The sequence below is a fragment of the Microbacterium sp. NPDC089190 genome, assembly GCF_040701795.1.
GTDB lineage: Bacteria > Actinomycetota > Actinomycetes > Actinomycetales > Microbacteriaceae > Microbacterium > Microbacterium galbum.
Map to the genome: position 1 here is coordinate 26,767 of NZ_JBFBHF010000002.1, position 17,592 is coordinate 44,358.

15 protein-coding genes are annotated in these 17,592 nt (G+C 70.7%); 4 read left to right on the plus strand and 11 right to left on the minus strand.

All coding sequences use genetic code 11. The annotated features are described in order from the left end of the window. Positions 1-122: 122 nt before the first annotated feature. The 6 genes from AB0230_RS05980 to AB0230_RS06005 all read right to left on the minus strand — a co-directional run bounded on the left by AB0230_RS05980 (position 123) and on the right by AB0230_RS06005 (position 4,847). Positions 123-1,040 (minus strand): ABC transporter substrate-binding protein, encoded by a 918-nt coding sequence (locus AB0230_RS05980; RefSeq protein ID WP_363389505.1) that lies wholly within the window; start codon positions 1,038-1,040, stop codon positions 123-125. A 38-nt stretch (positions 1,041-1,078) separates the two neighbouring features. Next, positions 1,079-1,840 (minus strand): ABC transporter permease, encoded by a 762-nt coding sequence (locus tag AB0230_RS05985; protein ID WP_363389508.1) that lies wholly within the window; start codon positions 1,838-1,840, stop codon positions 1,079-1,081. Then, positions 1,837-2,517: an ABC transporter permease subunit gene (locus tag AB0230_RS05990; protein WP_315994634.1), complete on the minus strand. Its 681-nt coding sequence runs from the start codon at positions 2,515-2,517 to the stop codon at positions 1,837-1,839. The genes AB0230_RS05985 and AB0230_RS05990 overlap by 4 nt, the downstream gene beginning before the upstream one ends. Continuing rightward, positions 2,514-3,338: an ATP-binding cassette domain-containing protein gene (locus AB0230_RS05995; RefSeq protein ID WP_315994635.1), complete on the minus strand. Its 825-nt coding sequence runs from the start codon at positions 3,336-3,338 to the stop codon at positions 2,514-2,516. Before AB0230_RS05995 ends, AB0230_RS05990 begins: the two co-directional genes overlap by 4 nt. A gap of 13 nt (positions 3,339-3,351) precedes the next feature. After that, complete coding sequence (locus AB0230_RS06000) at positions 3,352-3,654, minus strand: DUF427 domain-containing protein (RefSeq protein WP_366374564.1); 303 nt, start codon at positions 3,652-3,654, stop codon at positions 3,352-3,354. Positions 3,655-3,914: 260 nt separating this feature from the next. Further along, positions 3,915-4,847 (minus strand): 4-(cytidine 5'-diphospho)-2-C-methyl-D-erythritol kinase, encoded by a 933-nt coding sequence (locus AB0230_RS06005; protein ID WP_363389513.1) that lies wholly within the window; start codon positions 4,845-4,847, stop codon positions 3,915-3,917. A 240-nt stretch (positions 4,848-5,087) separates the two neighbouring features. Between AB0230_RS06005 and AB0230_RS06010 the strand changes: the two genes are divergently transcribed. Then, a complete protein-coding gene (locus AB0230_RS06010; RefSeq protein ID WP_315994638.1) occupies positions 5,088-6,668 on the plus strand; it encodes a stealth conserved region 3 domain-containing protein in 1,581 nt (526 codons plus the stop codon). Here AB0230_RS06010 and AB0230_RS06015 read toward each other — a convergent pair. Next, on the minus strand, positions 6,619-7,554 hold the full coding sequence (locus AB0230_RS06015) for a phosphodiesterase (RefSeq protein ID WP_366374567.1): 936 nt from the start codon (positions 7,552-7,554) through the stop codon (positions 6,619-6,621). The genes AB0230_RS06010 and AB0230_RS06015 overlap by 50 nt on opposite strands. Positions 7,555-7,783: 229 nt before the next feature. Then, positions 7,784-8,626, minus strand: coding sequence for a 16S rRNA (adenine(1518)-N(6)/adenine(1519)-N(6))-dimethyltransferase RsmA (gene rsmA, locus AB0230_RS06020; RefSeq protein WP_366374569.1), 843 nt, complete (start codon positions 8,624-8,626; stop codon positions 7,784-7,786). Between the two features lie 66 nt (positions 8,627-8,692). Between rsmA and AB0230_RS06025 the strand changes: the two genes are divergently transcribed. Next, entirely contained in the window at positions 8,693-10,153 is a 1,461-nt protein-coding gene (locus AB0230_RS06025) for a sugar porter family MFS transporter (protein WP_315994641.1), read from the plus strand. 154 nt (positions 10,154-10,307) lie between these two features. On the opposite strand, the gene AB0230_RS06030 is transcribed toward AB0230_RS06025, so the two are convergent. From AB0230_RS06030 to AB0230_RS06040, 3 genes are read right to left on the minus strand one after another with little or no spacing between them, the layout of a single operon-like run. Then, a complete protein-coding gene (locus tag AB0230_RS06030) occupies positions 10,308-11,345 on the minus strand; it encodes a TatD family hydrolase (RefSeq protein ID WP_366374571.1) in 1,038 nt (345 codons plus the stop codon). Positions 11,346-11,350: 5 nt separating this feature from the next. Further along, a complete protein-coding gene (gene metG, locus AB0230_RS06035) occupies positions 11,351-12,925 on the minus strand; it encodes a methionine--tRNA ligase (protein WP_366374573.1) in 1,575 nt (524 codons plus the stop codon). 50 nt (positions 12,926-12,975) lie between these two features. Then, positions 12,976-13,992 carry a LacI family DNA-binding transcriptional regulator gene (locus AB0230_RS06040; protein WP_315994644.1) on the minus strand — a complete coding sequence of 339 codons (1,017 nt, stop codon included), beginning with the start codon at positions 13,990-13,992 and terminating at the stop codon, positions 12,976-12,978. Between the two features lie 169 nt (positions 13,993-14,161). Here AB0230_RS06040 and AB0230_RS06045 point away from each other — a divergent pair, with 169 nt between their 5' ends. Together AB0230_RS06045 and AB0230_RS06050 are read left to right on the plus strand one after the other, a co-directional pair. Next, positions 14,162-16,186, plus strand: coding sequence for a beta-galactosidase (locus AB0230_RS06045; RefSeq protein ID WP_366374576.1), 2,025 nt, complete (start codon positions 14,162-14,164; stop codon positions 16,184-16,186). Between the two features lie 153 nt (positions 16,187-16,339). Continuing rightward, positions 16,340-17,575, plus strand: a complete 1,236-nt coding sequence (locus AB0230_RS06050; protein ID WP_315994646.1) for a maltose ABC transporter substrate-binding protein — start codon at positions 16,340-16,342, stop codon at positions 17,573-17,575. Positions 17,576-17,592: the final 17 nt, after the last annotated feature.

Below are 17,592 nucleotides of genomic sequence, written 5' to 3' on the forward strand. Positions count from 1 at the left end.
CTCGGGCGCAGGATGGCGCCGAGTCGTCAGCGGACTGCTGTCTTGCGGATGCCGCCGACCCGGCCGCGGAAACACGGCGGGGCCGCCCGGCGAACCGGACGGCCCCGCACTGCGGAACGGGCTCAGAAGCCGTTGGCGGCGAGCCACTCCTTGGCGATGTCGGGCGTCGACTCCTGGTCGACGGTCGACTTCACGTTGAGCTCGACGAGGCCCTCGGGGGTGAGCGCCGCGCTGACCTTGTTCAGCACGTCGGACACCTCGGAGGCGACGTTCGAGTTGACGACCGGCACGACGTTCGACGCGAGGAACAGGCCCTTCGGGTCGGTCAGCGTGACGAGGTCGTCGGTCTGGATGCGGGGGTCGGCCGTGTAGACGTTCGCGACCTGGATGGTGCCGGCGACGAGGTCGTCGACCGTGGTCTCACCGGTCGGCGAGAACTGCACGTTCACGCCGTAGGTCGACTGCAGGCCGGTCGGGCCGTAGGGACGCTCGGCGAGCTCGGCGTTTCCACCGAGCGTGACGCCCGAGGTGACCTTGGCCAGATCGGCGATGCTCGTGAGGCCGTTCGCCTGCGCGAAGGCCGCGGTCACGGTGTACGAGTCCTGGTCGGTCGCGTCGGACTGGTCGAGCACCTCGAGGCCCTCGGGAAGCGCCGCCGGCAGCGCCGCGTACACGTCGTCCGCGGTGCGGGCCGTGGTCTCGGCGTCGAAGAACTGCAGGAGGTTGCCGGTGTACTCGGGGAACACCGAGACGGTGCCGTCCTCGAGCAGCGGGATGTATGCGTCGCGCTGGCCGATCTGGAACTGGCGCGTGACCGTCTTGCCGGCGCCCTCGAGGGCCTGGGCGTAGATCTCGGCGATGATCTCGTTCGAGTAGTAGGCCTGCGAGCCGACGACGATGGTGTCGGACGACGCCGACGCGTCGCCGCCGCCGTTGCTCAGCGGGTCGCTCGAGCCGCCACTGCAGCCGGCGAGGGCGATCGAGGCGACAGCGAGGCCGGCGAAGACGCCGAGGCCCTTCCGGGTTCGTGCTGTGAACATGGGTGCTCTCTTTTCTGGTGATGCGGGATTCGGGTGGGTCAGGGGGTCGCGGGCGGCGCGGCGGGGGCGCCGACGGCGATGGCCTCGGCACGGCGCTGACGCGCGGAGCGTCGCTGCGGTTGCGCGGAGCCGGCGGCGCGGATGCCGCGCGGCACGACGAGATGCTGGAGCAGGGCGAACAGGCCGTCGATGACGAGGGCGAGAACGGCCACGAGGATCGCGCCGCCGATGAGGATGTCGAAGCGACGCAGCGGGATGGCGGCGATGATGTACTGCCCGAGACCGCCGAGACCGATGTAGGCGGCGATCGTCACGGTCGCGAGCACCTGCAGTGTCGCGGCGCGGATGCCGCCGACCAGCAGCGGGAGTCCGAGCGGCACCTCGATGCGCCAGAGGATCTGCGATTCGGTCATGCCCATCGATCGGCCGGCGTCGATGACGCGCCGGTCGATCGCCTCGAAGCCGGTGTACGCCCCGGCCAGGAGGGAGGGGATCGCGAGGACGACGAACGAGATGACCGCCGCCTCGGGCTTGTGCAGCACGCCGAGCAGGAGGGTCAGGAGGATGAGCAGTCCGAACGACGGGATCGCACGCGCGGCCCCGGAGATCGCAACGGCGATCTCTCGTCCCTTACCCGTGTGGCCGATGTACCACCCGAGCGGGATCGCGATGACGCCCGCGATGACCACCGCGATGAGGGTGTAGAGCAGCTGTACGCCGATCGCGAGCGGGATGGCATCGAACCCGCGGCCGGGATCGCCGGAGAAGATCCACCCGATGGCATCTCCGAGAAGGTTCACGCGGCCACCGCCGTCCGTGCGCGTCGCGCCGAGGGCACCGCGGCACGACGGGTCCAGGGCATCAGCAGGCGCCCCGCGATCACCAGCACGAGGTCGATGACCAGCGCGAGCACGACGACGGCGACGACCCCGGCGAAGACCTCCGGGATGATCCGGCGCTGCAGTCCGTTGGTGAAGAGGTAGCCGATGTTCTGGATGCCGACCAGGATGCCGACCGTGGCCAGCGCGATCGTGCTCGCCGAGGCGACGCGAAGACCCGCCAGCACCACGGGCCCGGCGAGGGGGAACTCCACCGCGATGAAGCGGCGGAACGAGCCGTAGCCGATGGCTGTGGACGCCTGGCGGACGCCCGCATCCACCGAATCGAGACCGTCGGCGACGGCGCGGACGAGGATGGCGACGGCGTAGATCGCGAGCGCGACGATGAGGTTGGTCTCACTGACGATGCTGTACCAGCCGGTGACCACGGGCACGAGGATGAGCAGCGCGAGCGAGGGGATCGTGTACAGCAGCCCCGTGATCGTGATGACGCCGCTGCGCACCAGACGGTACCGCCAGGCGACCCAGCCGAGGGGGACGCTGATGACGAAGCCGACGACCAGGGCGATCAGACTCTGACGCAGGTGCACCAGCGTCAGCTGCCCGATGAGGTCGAGGTTGTTGCCGACCCAGTTCACGGGCGCGCATCCTCCACGAGGGCGCCCTGCGTGCGGCCCTCGGCATCCACCACGACCGTGCCGGTCGGCGTCTGCTTGAGGTGGAGTGCGCGCTTGCCCTTGACGGCGCCGATGAAGCTCGCCACGAAGTCGCTCGCGGGGTTCTCCACGATCTCGCTCGGCGTGCCGACCTGGGCGATCTTGGCGCCCTTCTCGAGGATGACGACCTGGTCGCCGAGGAGGAAGGCCTCGTCGATGTCGTGAGTGACGAAGACGATCGTCTTGCCGATCTCGCTCTGCAGCCGCAGGAGCTCCTGCTGCAGCTCGTCGCGCACGATCGGGTCGACGGCGCCGAACGGCTCGTCCATCAGCAGGATGTTGGGGTCGGCGGCGAGGCCCCGGGCGACGCCCACGCGCTGCTGCTGGCCGCCCGAGAGCTGGCTCGGGTAACGGTCGGCCATCGCCGTGTCGAGGCCGACGGTCTTCATCAGCTCGAGCGCGCGCGTGCGTGCGGTCTTGCGGTTCTGGCCCTGCAGCACGGGAACCGTGGCGATGTTGTCGGCGACGGTGAAGTGCGGAAGCAGACCGGAGTTCTGCATCACGTAGCCGATGCTGCGTCGCAGCTGCACGGCGGCCTTTCCGCCGATGTCGTCGCCGTCGATGGAGATCGTGCCCGACGAGGGCTCGACCATGCGGTTGATCATGCGCAGGAGGGTGGTCTTCCCGCAGCCCGAGGAGCCGACGAAGACGGTGGTCTTGCGCGAGGGGATGACGAGGTGGAAGTCGTCGACGGCGCGGGTGCCGTCAGGGAAGACCTTGGAGACGGCCGAGAACTCGATCATGCGAATCGCCGCCTCAGTCGGAGACCACGACCTTGCGGTCGAAGGCCACGTAGCCGGCGAAGTCCTTCCCGACGCGCTCGACGGCACCGTCGCGCAGGTCAGGGTACGACCATGCGCCGTCCTTCAGCTTGGCACCGTCGAGGGAGACGTTCCAGTACTGCGCGGCGCCCTTCCAAGGGCAGGTGTAGGCCGTGGGGCTCTTCTGCAGAGCCCCCTCGCGGATCGCCTGCGGCGGGAAGTACCAGTTGCCCTCGATCGAGACCAGGTCGTCGCGGTCGGCTTCGGCGATCACGACGCCGTCGAGAACTGCCTTCATGGGTACCCCCTCCGTGGCGCCCCGCGGGCACAGCGCCGACGGGTGACGATCCACCTCGGTCGAGGCTAGCGAGGTACGGAACGCGTCAGCGGAAGATTGCTCCGTGTGTCGACCTGGGCTATGGTGCCCGGCTCCTGCGAGGCGACCCGGATCGGCCGGAGGGACCGGGGACATGGGGACCGGTGGCTTCGACAGGCTCAGCCGCCTCTGCCGCGACGCGGGTCCCCCGATACGGTCGAGGGACCGGGGGCGCGGCGGGGTCAGACGACGCGGGCTCCGGGCACCGGTCCGTGCACGTGGAGAGCCACGTGACCGGCAGCGCTCAGCGTCACCTGGAGATCGATCGCCGACGACTCGTCGGCGGCGAGGAAGGCGAGGGTCGGCCCCGACCCCGATACGAGACCCGCCAGAGCGCCCGAGCTCTCTCCGCGTTCGAGGACCCGGGCCAGGTCGGGCCGCAGGTGAAGCGCCGGAGCCTGCAGGTCGTTGCGCAGGGTCGCGGCGAGCATTCCGGCATCCCCCTGGCGCAGGGCGTGCAACACGTCGGGGTCGACGGCCGGGACCCGCCGGGCGGGTCCGATGTCGACCGCGTGGCGTTCGCGGTGGGCGTCGAGTTCGCCGTAGACCACCGGCGTCGACATGCCGACCTCGTTCGTGACCAGCACCCAGTCGAAGCGTCCGCGCGCCAGGGCCGGGCTCAACTCATCACCACGGCCCGTGCCCACGGCGGTGCCGCCGAGGAGGGCGAACGGCACGTCGGCCCCCAGCTGCGCCGCCAAGTGGGCGAGCTCGCTCGTCGGCATCCCGAGCCCCCAGAGGGCATCGCAGGCGACCAGGGCCGCCGCCGCATCCGCGGACCCGCCGCCCATACCGCCGGCCACGGGAACGGCCTTGCGGATCGCGAGGTGCGCGCCGCGGTCGACACCGGCCGTTCGCGCGAGCAGCCGGGCGGCGCGGATCGCGAGGTTGCGGTCGTCGGTGGGAACGCCCTCGATGTCGACCGGACCCTTCGCACTCACCGACATCGCGAAGTCGTCGGCCGGGGTGGCGATCATCTCCTCGTAGAGAGACACGGCCTGGAACGCCGTCGCGAGTTCGTGGTACCCGTCGTCCTGCACGTCGCCGACCTCGAGGAAGACGTTGATCTTCCCGGGCGCGCGCACGCGGACGGACGCGGGGGTGGTGAGGCTCACGACAGCCCCCGCTCACCCGTGCGCCGCGAGGCCCCGGCGTGTGCGAAACTGGAACGTCGGCCCGCTTCCCGCCGTCGCTCGCAGGGCGGTTCGGGACAGACCGGGCCGGAGCGAGCGATGAGAGTCACTCTTCGACAGTAGCGCTCCGCTCCCCGCCGTTCGGCGTCGCCGCCGAAACGTCTTCGTAACCCCGGAACCTTACGGTGTCCGGAACCCGTCACCCACCCCCGAGGAGGCAGTATGCGCCCGATGGTCCCCCTGTCGATCGACACCGACCCCTGGCGCGCGCTGCTCTCCCGCTCCGATATCCGGATGCACGACGGCATCCTGCACGTCGTCGACGACACATCGACCCCCTCGATCGCCGAGCGCGACGACCTGCTCACCGCGGCATCCGCGATCGAAGCGGCCGGCGTGCGCGTGCTGCTCGTGCGCGACGCGAACCGTCGCCCGAAGCTCGTGGTCGACACCGCCGACGCCGAGGCGGCGCTGACAGCACTGCGCGACCCCGAGCTCGGGCCGATCTACCTCAAGGCCCGCGGCGAAGACCCGGTGCCCGCGCACAGCGTGCACCCCTCCGCCGGTTCGGTGCAGGCGTACGCCGTCTTCCGTCCGCGCACCTCGACCGAGGGCTCCTACCGCTACGGCGCCTCGCTCGCGCCGCGGCTCGAACTCTGGCGCTTCGGCGAGAAGACGATCGAGGCTCCCCGCCCCAGCGCCCTCACCCGCCGGCGATTCGCCGCGGCCGACCTCGACCTGGTCGAGATCGAGCGCTACGGGCGCCGGTGGATGACCGTGTCGGGCATGTTCGACCCGCACCCGAACGAGTTCACCGCCGAGGTCGACATGGTCTTCTCGTGGGTCGACGGCTCGTCGAGCGAGTTCCAGCGCCAGCGCGCGGCGCGGATGAAGGGCTACGTCGTGGGCGACGGCGACGACAACGCCGCCCGTTACCGCCAGGTCGACGAGCTTCGCTATGCGCTGCGCAGCGTGCACATGTACGCGCCGTGGGTGCGACGCATCTTCATCGCGACGGACTCCCCCACCCCCGAGTGGCTCGCCGATCACCCGAAGGTGACGATCGTGCGCAGCGAGGACTTCTTCGCCGACCCCTCCGTGCTGCCCACGCACAACTCGCACGCGGTCGAGGCGCAGTTGCATCGCATCCCGGGGCTGGCCGAGCACTTCCTCTACAGCAACGACGACATGTTCTTCGGTCGCCCGGTGACGCCGGAACTGTTCTTCAGCGGCGGCGGCGTGAGCCGTTTCGTCGAGAGCGGTGTCCGCATCGGCAGCGGACCGGCGCACATCGAGCGCTCCGGTCACGACAACGGCCTGCGCGTGAACCGCGCGCTGCTGAAGGAGCGCTTCGGGCGCGTCATCACGCTCGATCTGGAGCACTGCGCCACCCCGCTGCGCCGCTCCGTCGCGTTCGAGCTCGAGCGCGAGTTCGCCGACGACTACGCCCGCACCGCGGCCAGCCGCTTCCGCTCCGCCACCGACATCTCGGTGACGAACAGCCTCTACCACTACTACGCCCTGGCGACCGGCCGCGCGATCGTCACGACCGAGCCGCGCACCCGCTACGTGCAGACGACGCAGCTGGACTCGCTGCGCACGATGGAGCGCCTCGTGTCGCGTCGCGACACCGACATGTTCTGCCTCAATGACGGCAGCGTGCCCGAGATCCCCGAGGAGGTGCGCGTGCCCGCGCTGCGCGCCTGCCTCGAGCGGTACTTCCCCGTGGCGGCGCCGTGGGAGAAGGAAGCGGTCAGCGAAGGATCGGCAACGGCGTCGTCGGCGGCGACACCGGTCCGCTGAACGCCCGGGACGCCGGCACCACGACGCCGGCGTCGCGCAGCCGTCGCTGCGATTCCTCGGCATCCACGTACTGCAGGGCCGCGCTGGCGGCGAGCGGCACGACCGAGTGGACCACCGTCTCGTCGTAGACGTGCACGAGGTTGAATCCCTGGGCGGAGTCCTGCGGACGGGTTCCGCCGACGGGCACCATGAGGTCCTGCGTGTAGCAGGTGGCCGAGGCCACCGACACGGGGATGCCGGCGAACGTCGCGAACGTCGAGTAGTGCAGGTGCCCCGCGAGGATCGCGCGCACGTCGGATCCGCGGAGCACCTCGGCGAGGCTGCGCTGATCGCGCAGCTCGACGGATGCCGCGAGGTCGAGGACGCTCGGCACGGGCGGGTGGTGCATGGCGAGGATCGTGCCCAGGGGCGCGGGGGTGGCGAGCACCTCGGTGAGCCAGCGCAGCTGGGCGGGGGTGACGTCGCCGTGGTGGGCTCCCGGGACCGACGTGTCGAGGGTCACGATGCGCAGGCCGTCGAACTCGTCGACGCGGTCGACCGGGGCCGTCGGCTCCGCCGTGTCGCCGGGCAGCAGTTGAGAGCGGAAAGCGGCCCGGTCGTCGTGGTTGCCCATGACCCAGACCACGCGCGTCGCGAGGCGCTGCGCGAGCGGCTCGACGAGGGCGCGGACCCGGTCGTAGGCGTCGGTCTCGCCGAAGTCGGCCAGGTCGCCGGTGAACACGAGCGCGTCGGGACGGATGCCGGAGGCCTCGATCGACGCGACCGCCCGGGCGAGGTATGCCTCGGAGTCGACGTCGTCGTACAGCGGCGCACCGCCGGCACGGAGGTGGGTGTCGCTCAGGTGCAGCAGCACCCGTTCGGCGCGGGGGTACTCGGCGTAGCGCATCTCGTTCCTCTCGGGCCGTCGGGTACGACCTCGTCACCGGCGTGATGCTCCCGGTTGGCTCGAAATGTTACCGGCATGTTTCAGGAACGCGTGGTGAACACGTCAAGAATTGCCTGACGGGCGTCTCCCCTCCCGGCGAGCCGCGCGAGTCGCCGAGAATCGTCGCGGGAGCGGAGCCCGAAGCGACGATTCTCGGCGAGTCGTGCGAGGGGCGCGGGCGGCCGGGGCGTCAGGACGAGGCGGCGATGCGGGCGTAGTCGTCGACCGTGAGCTGCTCGCCGCGCAGGGTCGGGTCGACCCCCGCCGCCTCGAGGCGCGCGGACGCGTCGGCCGCCGTGCCACCGAGCACCCCGGCCAGCGCCTGACGCAGCATCTTGCGACGCTGCTGGAAAGCGGCGTCCACGATCCGGAAGGTGCGCAGCCGGTGCTCCTCGGTGCCGCGGGGCTCGGCATCCCGCTCGAAGGCGACCAGCACGCTGTCGACGTTCGGCACGGGCCAGAACACCTGGCGCGACACGGTTCCGGCCAGGCGCCACGAACCGTACCAGGCCGCCTTCACGCTCGGTGCGCCGTACACCTTCGACCCCGGAGGGGCGGCGAGACGCTCGCCCACCTCGGCCTGCACCATGACGACGCCGCGCTGCAGGTAGGGGAAGGTCTCGAGGAAGTGCAGCAGCACCGGCACCGACACGTTGTACGGGAGGTTCGCGACGAGCACGCTCGGCTCGCCCGGCAACTCGTCGACGCGCAGCGCGTCGGCGTCGATGACCTGGAGGCGCCCCTCGGGTACGTCGTGCGCCGCCGCGGTCACGGGGAGGCGCTCGGCGAGCCGGTGATCGATCTCGACGGCGACGACCGAGGCTCCGGTCTCGAGGATCGCCAGCGTCAGGGATCCGAGGCCCGGACCGATCTCGACGACCCGGTCGGATGCCGTGACCCGGGCCGCCTGCACGATCTTGCGCACCGTATTGGCGTCGACGACGAAGTTCTGCCCGAGCTTCTTGGTGGGGGTCACGTCGAGGTCGGCGGCGAGCCGACGGATCTCGGCGGCACCGAGCAGCGAAACAGGCATTGTTCCACTGTAGTCAGGGCTCCGCCAGAACCCTTGCCGAGCGCGAGCCGGGAGTAGCGTAATCAGGTGAGTCAAACGCAGTCGATCCCCGCAAACGCCTTCACCCTGCGAAGCCCCTACGGGCGACGAGCCATCGGCCTGTCGGTCGCGGCGGCGGTCGGCGGCTTCCTCTTCGGATTCGACTCCTCCGTCATCAACGGTGCCGTCGACGCGGTCGAGGGCAACTTCGAACTGACCCAGGTGCTGACCGGATTCGTCGTCGCGGTCGCGCTGCTGGGCTGCGCGGTCGGCGCGGTGGTCGCCGGAGCCCTGTCGGACCGCTGGGGCCGACTGAAGGTCATGCTCCTCGGCGCCGTGCTGTTCTTCGTCTCGTCGATCGGTGCCGCTCTCACCTTCAGCGTCCCCGACCTGATCCTCTGGCGCGTCATGAGCGGCCTCGGCATCGGCATCGCGTCGGTGGTGGCCCCGGCCTACATCGCCGAGGTGGCTCCGCGTCAGATCCGCGGCTCGCTGGCGTCACTGCAGCAGCTCGCGATCACGCTCGGCATCTTCGGTGCCCTGCTCTCCGACGCGCTCCTGGCGAACTCCGCCGGCGGCGCGGCCAACCAGCTGTGGCTGGGTCTGGAGGCCTGGCGCTGGATGTTCCTCGTCGGCGTCATCCCTGCGGCGGTGTACGGCATCCTGTCGTTCACCGTTCCCGAATCCCCGCGCTACCTGCTCGCGAAGGGCAAGCGCGACGAAGCGAAGGCGATCTTCGCCCGCCTCGTGCCGCCCGCCGATCTCGACAAGACGATGAACGAGCTGTCGAACACGATCGAGGCCGACCGCAAGAACAAGAACGTCTCGCTGCGAGGTCCCGTGCTGGGCCTGCAGGGCATCGTCTGGACCGGCATCCTGCTGTCGGTGTTCCAGCAGTTCGTGGGCATCAACGTGATCTTCTACTACTCCACGACCCTCTGGAAGGCTGTCGGCTTCGACGAGAGCAACTCGCTGTTGATCTCCGTCATCACCTCGGTCACGAACGTGGTCGTGACCTTCGTCGCGATCTTCCTGGTCGACCGGGTGGGCCGAAAGCCGATCCTCATCACCGGCTCGCTGCTGATGACGCTGTCGCTGGGCGCGATGGCCCTCGCGTTCGCGTTCGCCACCGGCTCGGGCCAGGACGTGTCGCTCCCTGCCCCCTGGGGCAGCGTCGCGCTCGTCGCCGCGAACGTCTTCGTCGTCGGATTCGGCGCCTCGTGGGGACCGCTGGTGTGGGTGCTGCTCGGCGAGATCTTCCCGAGCCGCATCCGCGGCAAGGCGCTCGGCGTCGCTGCCGGCGCCCAGTGGATCGCCAACTTCGCCATCACGGTGTCGTTCCCGGCCATGTCGAGCTGGTCGCTGCCGCTCACCTACGGCATGTACGCCCTGTTCGCGGCCCTCTCCTTCGTCTACGTGCTGCTGCGCATCCCGGAGACGAAGGGCATGGAGCTCGAGCAGACCGAGACGCTGTTCGTCCGCAAGCCGAAGGACGCCGCCAAGGCCTGAGCCCGGATGCCGAGAGGCCGGCGCCCTGCGGGGTGCCGGCCTCCGTCGTTCGGGCGTCGTGTGCGCCCGCGTGATCTCTGCGATCTGCACAAGCTCAGCGGCATCCATCGCCATTCGGCTGAGGATGCGCGAATCGCCGAGATCCGCGCTCGCGTCAGTCTTCGAACGCGCCGTAGACCTCGAGGGTGTTCGCGGCGACCCGGGCGGCGAGCTCGTCGGCATCCATCGACAGTTCTGCGGCGAGGAAGCGCAGCGTCACGGGGATCAGGTACGGCGCGTTGGGGCGGCCGCGGTACGGAGCCGGCGTGAGGAACGGGGCGTCGGTCTCGACGAGGATGCGATCCACCGGGGTGACCGCGAGGGCGTCGCGCAGGTTCTGCGCGTTCTTGAAGGTGACGTTGCCCGCGAACGAGAGGTAGTAGCCGCGGTCGGCGGCGATCCGGGCCATGTCGGCGTCGCCGGAGAAGCAGTGGAACACCGTCTTCTCGGGAGCGCCGACGCGCTCGAGCGTCTCGAGCACGGCCTCGTGGGCGTCGCGGTCATGGATCTGCATCGCGATGCCGTGCTTCTTCGCCAGGGCGATGTGCGCCTCGAAGGAGCGGATCTGGGCGGGGATGCCGTCGGCCTCGGTGCGGAAGAAGTCGAGTCCCGTCTCGCCGATCGCGCGCACCCGCGGTTCGGCGGCGAGCTCGTCGATGACGGCGATCGCGGCATCCAGCTCCCCGGCCTGCTCGTAGACGGGGGCCTCGTTGGGGTGGATCGCGACCGCCGCGAGAACGCGCGGGTGGGACCGCGCCGCCCACGCCGACCAGCGCGAGGAGTCGACGTCGCCGCCCGCCTGCACGACCCCGTGCACGCCGACCGCGAGCGCGCGTTCGAGCTGCTCGTCGAGCGACAGGCCGGTCTCGCCATCCTCGATCTCGAGGTGCGTGTGGTTGTCGTAGACCGGGATGCCGAGGGGCTCGGGCACCGGCGGATAGCTGACGTCGCGCCGACCGTCGGTGGAGCGCTCGCGGACGTACTGACTGGGGTCGGTGCCGTCGATCGTTCCGCGCGGGCGCTCGACCGGGGCGGAACCGGCGGCGGGCCGGGGGGCGGAGGCGTCGACGGGCTCAGGAGCCGCCGCTGCACCCCGGGCCGACGCCGACTCCGCGGCCGACGCCCCCGGGGCCGCCGCCGACTCGGAAGGCATCGCCGTCACGCCTGCTCGACGCGCGGGAAGAGCGGCGTGAGCGGGGTCACCGTGGCCCCCGTCGGCAGCAGGCCCCACGCGCCCGCCTCGCGGATCGGCTGATCGACGAGTGCGCCGAGGCCCTGCTCGGCACCGAGGGCCACCCACAGCTTCGCGGTCGCGGCGGGCATGACGGGCGACAGCAGCACGGCCAGGGAGCGCAGTCCCTCGGCCGCGGTGTAGAGGACCGTTCCGAGACGCTCGCGCTGAGCCTCGTCCTTCGCGAGCGCCCACGGCTCGTTCTCGGTGATGTAGCCGTTGAGCGCGTCGACGATGGTCCAGATCGCCGAGATCGCCTCGTCGATGCGGAAGCGTTCGATGGCGGCGTCGGCGGCGGTCGCGGCATCCGCCACCACCTTCTGGATCGCGAGGTCGAGCGCGGTCGAGGGCCCGGCCTGCGGGACGACACCGTCGAAGTACTTCGAGATCATCGCGACCGTGCGCGACGCGAGGTTGCCGAAACCGTTGGCGAGCTCCGCCTGGTAGCGGGCCGACAGGTCTTCCCACGAGAACGAGCCGTCCTGGCCGAACGCGATGGCCGAGAGGAAGTAGAAGCGGTACGCGTCGGAACCGAAGACGTCGGTGATCTCGGTCGGCGCGATGCCGGTGAGCTTCGACTTCGACATCTTCTCGCCGCCCACGAGCAGCCAGCCGTGCGCGAAGACCCCGCGAGGCACGTCGAGACCGGCGGCCATCAGCATGGCCGGCCAGATGACCGCGTGGAAGCGGAGGATGTCTTTCCCGACCACGTGGAACGCCGGCCAGCGACGCGCGAACTGCTCGGGATCGGTGCCGTAGCCGACGGCGGTGGCGTAGTTCAGCAGCGCGTCGACCCACACGTAGATCACGTGCGACGGGTCCCAGGGGACGGTGATGCCCCAGTCGAATGCCGAGCGCGAGATCGAGAGGTCTTTCAGACCGCTGCGCACGAACGAGACGACCTCGTTGCGGGCCGATTCGGGCCGCACGAAGTCGGGCTCGGTCTTGTAGAGCTCGAGCAGGCGGTCCTGGAACTCGCTGAGCTTGAAGAAGTAGTTCTTCTCCTGCAGCAGCTCGAGGGGCTTCGAGTGGATGGCGCATACCTTGAGGCCCTCGAAGGGTCCGGTGCCGTCGACGATCTCGGCCTCGGGCTTGAACTCCTCGCAGCCCACGCAGTACAGCGCCTCGTACTCGCCGGCGTAGATGTAGCCGCGGTCGAAGAGCGCCTTCACGAACTGCTGCACGCGCTCTTCGTGGCGCGGCTGCGTCGTGCGGATGAAGTCGTCATTGGCGACGTCGAGCGTCTCGAGCAGCGGGAACCACGACTCGGACACGAGCTTGTCGACCCACTCCTGCGGGGTGACGCCGTTGGCGGCGGCCGCGCGCAGCATCTTCTGCCCGTGCTCGTCGGTGCCGGTCAGCATCCAGGTGTCGTCGCCCGCCTGGCGGTGCCAGCGCGCGAGCGTGTCGACGGCCACCGTCGTGTACCCGTGCCCGATGTGGGGCAGGTCGCTGGGGTAGTAGATCGGCGTCGTGATGTAGAAGGATCGGCCGGAAGTCACTCGGAGATTCTACGGGGAGGCTCCGACACGGCCGCGCGTGTGACGGGCGGTCAGGCCGAGGCGCGCACGACCAACGTCGTCGGCAGCACCACCGGCTCGACCGCGCGACCGTCGATCGCGTCGAGCAGAAGGGTGACCATGCGCTCGCTCAGCTGCTCCCACGGCTGGCGCATGGTCGTCAGGGGCGGCTCGTGCGTCGCGGCGAGTCCCGAGTCGTCGAAGCCGGCGACGGCGATGTCGTCGGGCACCCGTCGTCCCGCGCGGCGCAGCGTCTGCACGGCGCCCGCCGCCATGAGGTCGGATGCCGCGAACACGGCGTCGATGTCGGGAGCGCGCTCCAGCAGCCGCTCCATGGCCGCGGCACCGGAGTCCTGCGAGTAGTCCCCCACCTCGACCAGCTCCGGGTCGAAGTCGTCGCCCATCTCGTCACGGAACCCCACGAGGCGGAAGCGTCCGCCCGGCGTGTCGTCGGGCCCTGCGATCATGGCGATCCGCCGATGCCCGTGCGCCCGAAGGTGCGCCGTCATCGTGCGCGCCGACCCGGCTTCGTCGACGGAGACGCTCAGCACCTCGCTGCGATGCCCCAGGGGCACCCCGCACGCCACGGTGGGGATCCCGGCATCCATCAGGGATTCCAGCAGGGGATCGGCCTCGTGCGAAGAGATGAGCAGAACGCCGTCCACGTGCCCGGCACTGACGTAGTGCGCGACGTTCGCGCGCTCGGCCGGGGTGCCGGCGATGAGGAGGACGAGCGTCATCTGACGCTTGGAGAGGGCCTCGGCGGCACCGCGCAGCAGCAGGGCGAAGGTCGGGTCGTCGAAGAGCAGGTGCTGCGGCTCGGTCATGAGGAAGGCGAGGGACCCCGCGCGTCCGGTGGCGAGACTTCGCGCGGCGTGGTTGGCGGTGTAGCCGGTGCGCTCGATGGCATCCTCGACCGCCGCGCGCGCATCCGGAGACACCCAGTGGCCGCCGTTGATGACGCGCGAGACGGTGCCGCGTGACACGCCCGCGGCTGCCGCGACGTCGCGGATCGTCGGCTTGCGCCGAACGGTCGGGGTCTGCTCCATGCGGGAATGCTATCGGCCGCGAGACGGTCCGGGATGCCGACACCGAGCCGAGACTGGGACCGGTCACAGTTCGGTAACGAACATCGACCCGTTGTTGCGCGATGCGGCCGGACCGCCGGAGGCTGTGACCGGTCCCAGTCCGGGACGCACGAAGATCCGATGGAGTGTCATGACCCGCGCTACCCCCTGGCCCGCTCTCGACGGCATCGCATACGGCGGTGACTACAACCCCGAGCAGTGGCCTCGCGAGGTCTGGGACGAGGACGTCCGCCTCATGCGCGAGGCGGGCGTCAACCTCGTGAGCGTCGGCATCTTCTCGTGGGCCCTCCTCGAGCGCAGCGAGGGCGTCTTCGACTTCGCCTGGCTCGACGAGCTCCTCGATCTGCTGCACGCCAACGGCATCCACGTCGACCTCGGCACCCCCACCGCCTCCCCGCCCGCGTGGTTCTTCCACGCCCACCCCGAGGCGCGGGTCGTGACCCGCGACGGCCGCACGATGGGCTTCGGCTCGCGGGGCATGGCATCCCCCTCCTCGCCCGCCTACCGCACCGCCGTCGCGCGCATCGCCGACGCGCTCGCCGCCCGCTACGCCGCGCACCCCGCGGTCGTGATGTGGCACGTGCACAACGAGTACGGCGTGCCCGTCGGCGAGGACTACTCCCCCGCCTCGGTCGCCGCCTTCCGCGACTGGCTGCGCGAGCGGTACGGCTCGCTCGACGGTCTCAACGCGGCCTGGGGCACCGCCTTCTGGGGTCAGCACTACGGCGACTGGGAGCACGTGGGCGTCCCCGCCGACGCCCCGAGCGTCGTCAACCCCGCGCAGCGCCTCGACTTCGCGCGCTTCACCGACCACCAGCTGCGCGCGTGCTTCCGGATCGAGCGGGATGCCATCCGCGCCCACGCCACGCAGCCGGTCACCACGAACTTCATGGCGAACCAGAGCTGGACCACCGACCTGTGGGCCTGGGGCCGCGAGGTCGACATCGTCTCGGACGACCACTACCTCTGGGCCGCCGACCCCGATGGACACGTGGGCCTCGCGATCGCCGCCGACCTGTCACGATCGGTCGGCGGGGGTGCGCCGTGGATCCTCATGGAGCACTCCACCTCGGCCGTGAACTGGCAGCCGCGCAACGTCGCCAAGCGCCCGGGCGAGATGGCCCGCAACTCGCTGACTCACCTCGCCCGCGGCGCCGACGCGATCCTCTTCTTCCAGTGGCGCGCCTCCCGCTCCGGGGCGGAGAAGTTCCACTCGGCGATGCTCCCCCACGCCGGCACCGACTCCCGGGTGTGGCGTGAGGTCGTCGATCTCGGCACGGCCCTCGGGCGCCTGGGCGAGGTGCGCGGAGCACGCGTGCAGGCCGAGGCCGCGGTGCTGTGGGACTTCGAGTCGTTCTGGGCGCAGGACCTCGAGTGGCGTCCCTCGGTCGACGTCACCCACCAGGCGCAGGTGCGCGCGTACTACGAGCAGCTGTGGCGCGACGGCATCACCGCCGACTTCGCTCTGCCCGGTCACGACCTCTCGGGCTACCGCCTGGTCGTCGTCCCGGCCCAGTACCTGCTGTCGAAAGCGGATGCCGACAACCTCGCCGCCTACGTCCGCGGCGGCGGCACGCTGGTCGTGTCGTTCTTCTCGGGCATCGTCGACGAGAACGACGCCGTGCACCCGGGCGGCTACCTCGCCCCTCTGGCCGACGCGCTCGGCGTGCGCGTGGAGGAGTTCCTCCCGCTCCGCGAGGGCGAGACGATCACCCTCGAGCGGGCCGACGGCGCGGCCCTCACCGCTCGCGCCTGGGCGGAGGACCTCATCGTCGACGGGGCCGACGTCGTGGCCCGCTACGTCGACGGTCCGGCCGCCGGGCGCGCAGCCCTCACCCGGCACGCGTACGGCGCCGGGACCGGGTGGTACGTGTCGACGAGCCTGGATGCCGACAGCCTCGCGCACGTGATGGCCGCCGCGTACGCCGACGCCGGGGTCTCGGCATCCGTCGTCCCGGCCGGGTGCGAGGTGGTCGTGCGGAGCTCCGACGAGCACGACTTCACGTTCGTCGTCAACCACCGCGACGACGCCGTCGACCTCGCCCTCGACGGCACCGAGCTGCTCACCGGCGCACCGACGGACGGCGCGCTGACGGTACCCGCGGGCGGCATCGCCGTCGTCCGCACCGCACGTGAGGAGGCCGGCCGGGCCTGACGGGCCGGCATCCCACTCCGAACGACACCCGGCCGCACCGACGCGGCCGGGTGAGCGGGCCGCGAGGACCGCGACCCCGCACGACCCGACCGCGACCACCGCGGTCACCCGAACCGACCGCAATGGCTGCGGTCGCACAGAAAGGGACCTCTCATGCGCATGACAGCACCCCGGCGCACGCTCCTCGGCTCGGCGGCGATCCTCGCCGTCTCGGCCCTCGCCCTCACCGGCTGCTCCGGCGGCGGATCCGGCGACGACTCCGCCCAGGGCGGTGACGGCCCCGAGATCGTCGTGTGGACCGACGCCGAGCGCGAGCAGGCCATCGGCGATGCCGCGAAGGCGTTCGAGGAGGAGACGGGCGCGACCGTGCGGCTCGTGCAGAAGAACTTCGAGGACCTCCGCAACGACTTCATCGCCCAGGTCCCCACCGGCGAAGGCCCCGACATCACCGTCGGCGCGCACGACTGGCTCGGCGCCCTCGTCGCAGCCGGCGTCGTCGACACGATCGACCTCGGCGACACCGCCTCGAACTTCGAGCCCGTCGCGCTGGAGGCCATGACCTACGACGGGCAGCTCTACGCCCTGCCGTACTCCCTCGAGACCGTCGCCCTGGTCCAGAACACCGCCCTCGTCGGCACCGACGCGCCGGCCACGTGGGACGACATGATCCAGCGGGGTCTGGCATCCGGGGCCGAGCGCCCGTTCGTCATCAACACCGCTGGTGAGACCGGCGACGGCTACACGATGTACGGGCTGCAGACCTCCTTCGGCGCCCCCGTGTTCGTGCAGGACGCCAGCGGCTCGTACACGTCCGAGGTGGGCATGGGCGGGGCCCCGGGCGAGAGCTTCGCGCAGTGGCTGTCGACCAACGGCCAGGCGGGGTACCTCTCGACCACGATCGACTACGACATCAACAACGAGCTCTTCGCGAGCGGCAAGGCGCCCTACACGGTGCAGGGCCCGTGGGCGATCAGCTCGTTCGAGGGCATCGACGTCGCCGTGAACCCCCTGCCCAGCGCGGGCGGCGAGACGGCCGCGCCGTTCGTGGGCGTGCAGGGCTTCTACCTCAGCGCGCAGAGCAAGAACGCGCTGCTCGCGACGGAGTTCCTCGTGAACTACCTCGGCACCGAGGACGCTCAGCGCGCCCTGTATGAGGCCGACCCGCGCATCCCCGCCTACACCTCGCTCGGCCAGGAGGTCGCCTCCGACCCGATCATCGCCGGCTTCCTCGCCTCGGCCCAGAACGGCGTGCCGATGCCCTCGATCCCCGAGATGGGGTCGGTGTGGGACCTCTGGAACGCCGCCGAGGCGCAGATCATCTCCGGCGCCGAGCCCGTCTCGACGTGGAACCAGATGATCACCGACCTTCAGAGCACGCTGGCCGGCTGACGACACGCTCCGTGGGC

What these genes read in the sequence shown, in the direction of transcription:
- AB0230_RS05980 (WP_363389505.1), bottom strand. Translation starts at nt 1,040, where the DNA reads ATGTTCACAGCACGAACCCGGAAGGGCCTCGGCGTCTTCGCCGGCCTC.
- AB0230_RS05995 (WP_315994635.1), bottom strand. Translation starts at nt 3,338, where the DNA reads ATGATCGAGTTCTCGGCCGTCTCCAAGGTCTTCCCTGACGGCACCCGC.
- AB0230_RS06000 (WP_366374564.1), bottom strand. Translation starts at nt 3,654, where the DNA reads ATGAAGGCAGTTCTCGACGGCGTCGTGATCGCCGAAGCCGACCGCGAC.
- AB0230_RS06010 (WP_315994638.1), top strand. Translation starts at nt 5,088, where the DNA reads ATGCGCCCGATGGTCCCCCTGTCGATCGACACCGACCCCTGGCGCGCG.
- AB0230_RS06015 (WP_366374567.1), bottom strand. Translation starts at nt 7,554, where the DNA reads ATGCGCTACGCCGAGTACCCCCGCGCCGAACGGGTGCTGCTGCACCTG.
- rsmA (WP_366374569.1), bottom strand. Translation starts at nt 8,626, where the DNA reads ATGCCTGTTTCGCTGCTCGGTGCCGCCGAGATCCGTCGGCTCGCCGCC.
- AB0230_RS06030 (WP_366374571.1), bottom strand. Translation starts at nt 11,345, where the DNA reads ATGCCTTCCGAGTCGGCGGCGGCCCCGGGGGCGTCGGCCGCGGAGTCG.
- AB0230_RS06040 (WP_315994644.1), bottom strand. Translation starts at nt 13,992, where the DNA reads ATGGAGCAGACCCCGACCGTTCGGCGCAAGCCGACGATCCGCGACGTC.
- AB0230_RS06045 (WP_366374576.1), top strand. Translation starts at nt 14,162, where the DNA reads ATGACCCGCGCTACCCCCTGGCCCGCTCTCGACGGCATCGCATACGGC.
- AB0230_RS06050 (WP_315994646.1), top strand. Translation starts at nt 16,340, where the DNA reads ATGCGCATGACAGCACCCCGGCGCACGCTCCTCGGCTCGGCGGCGATC.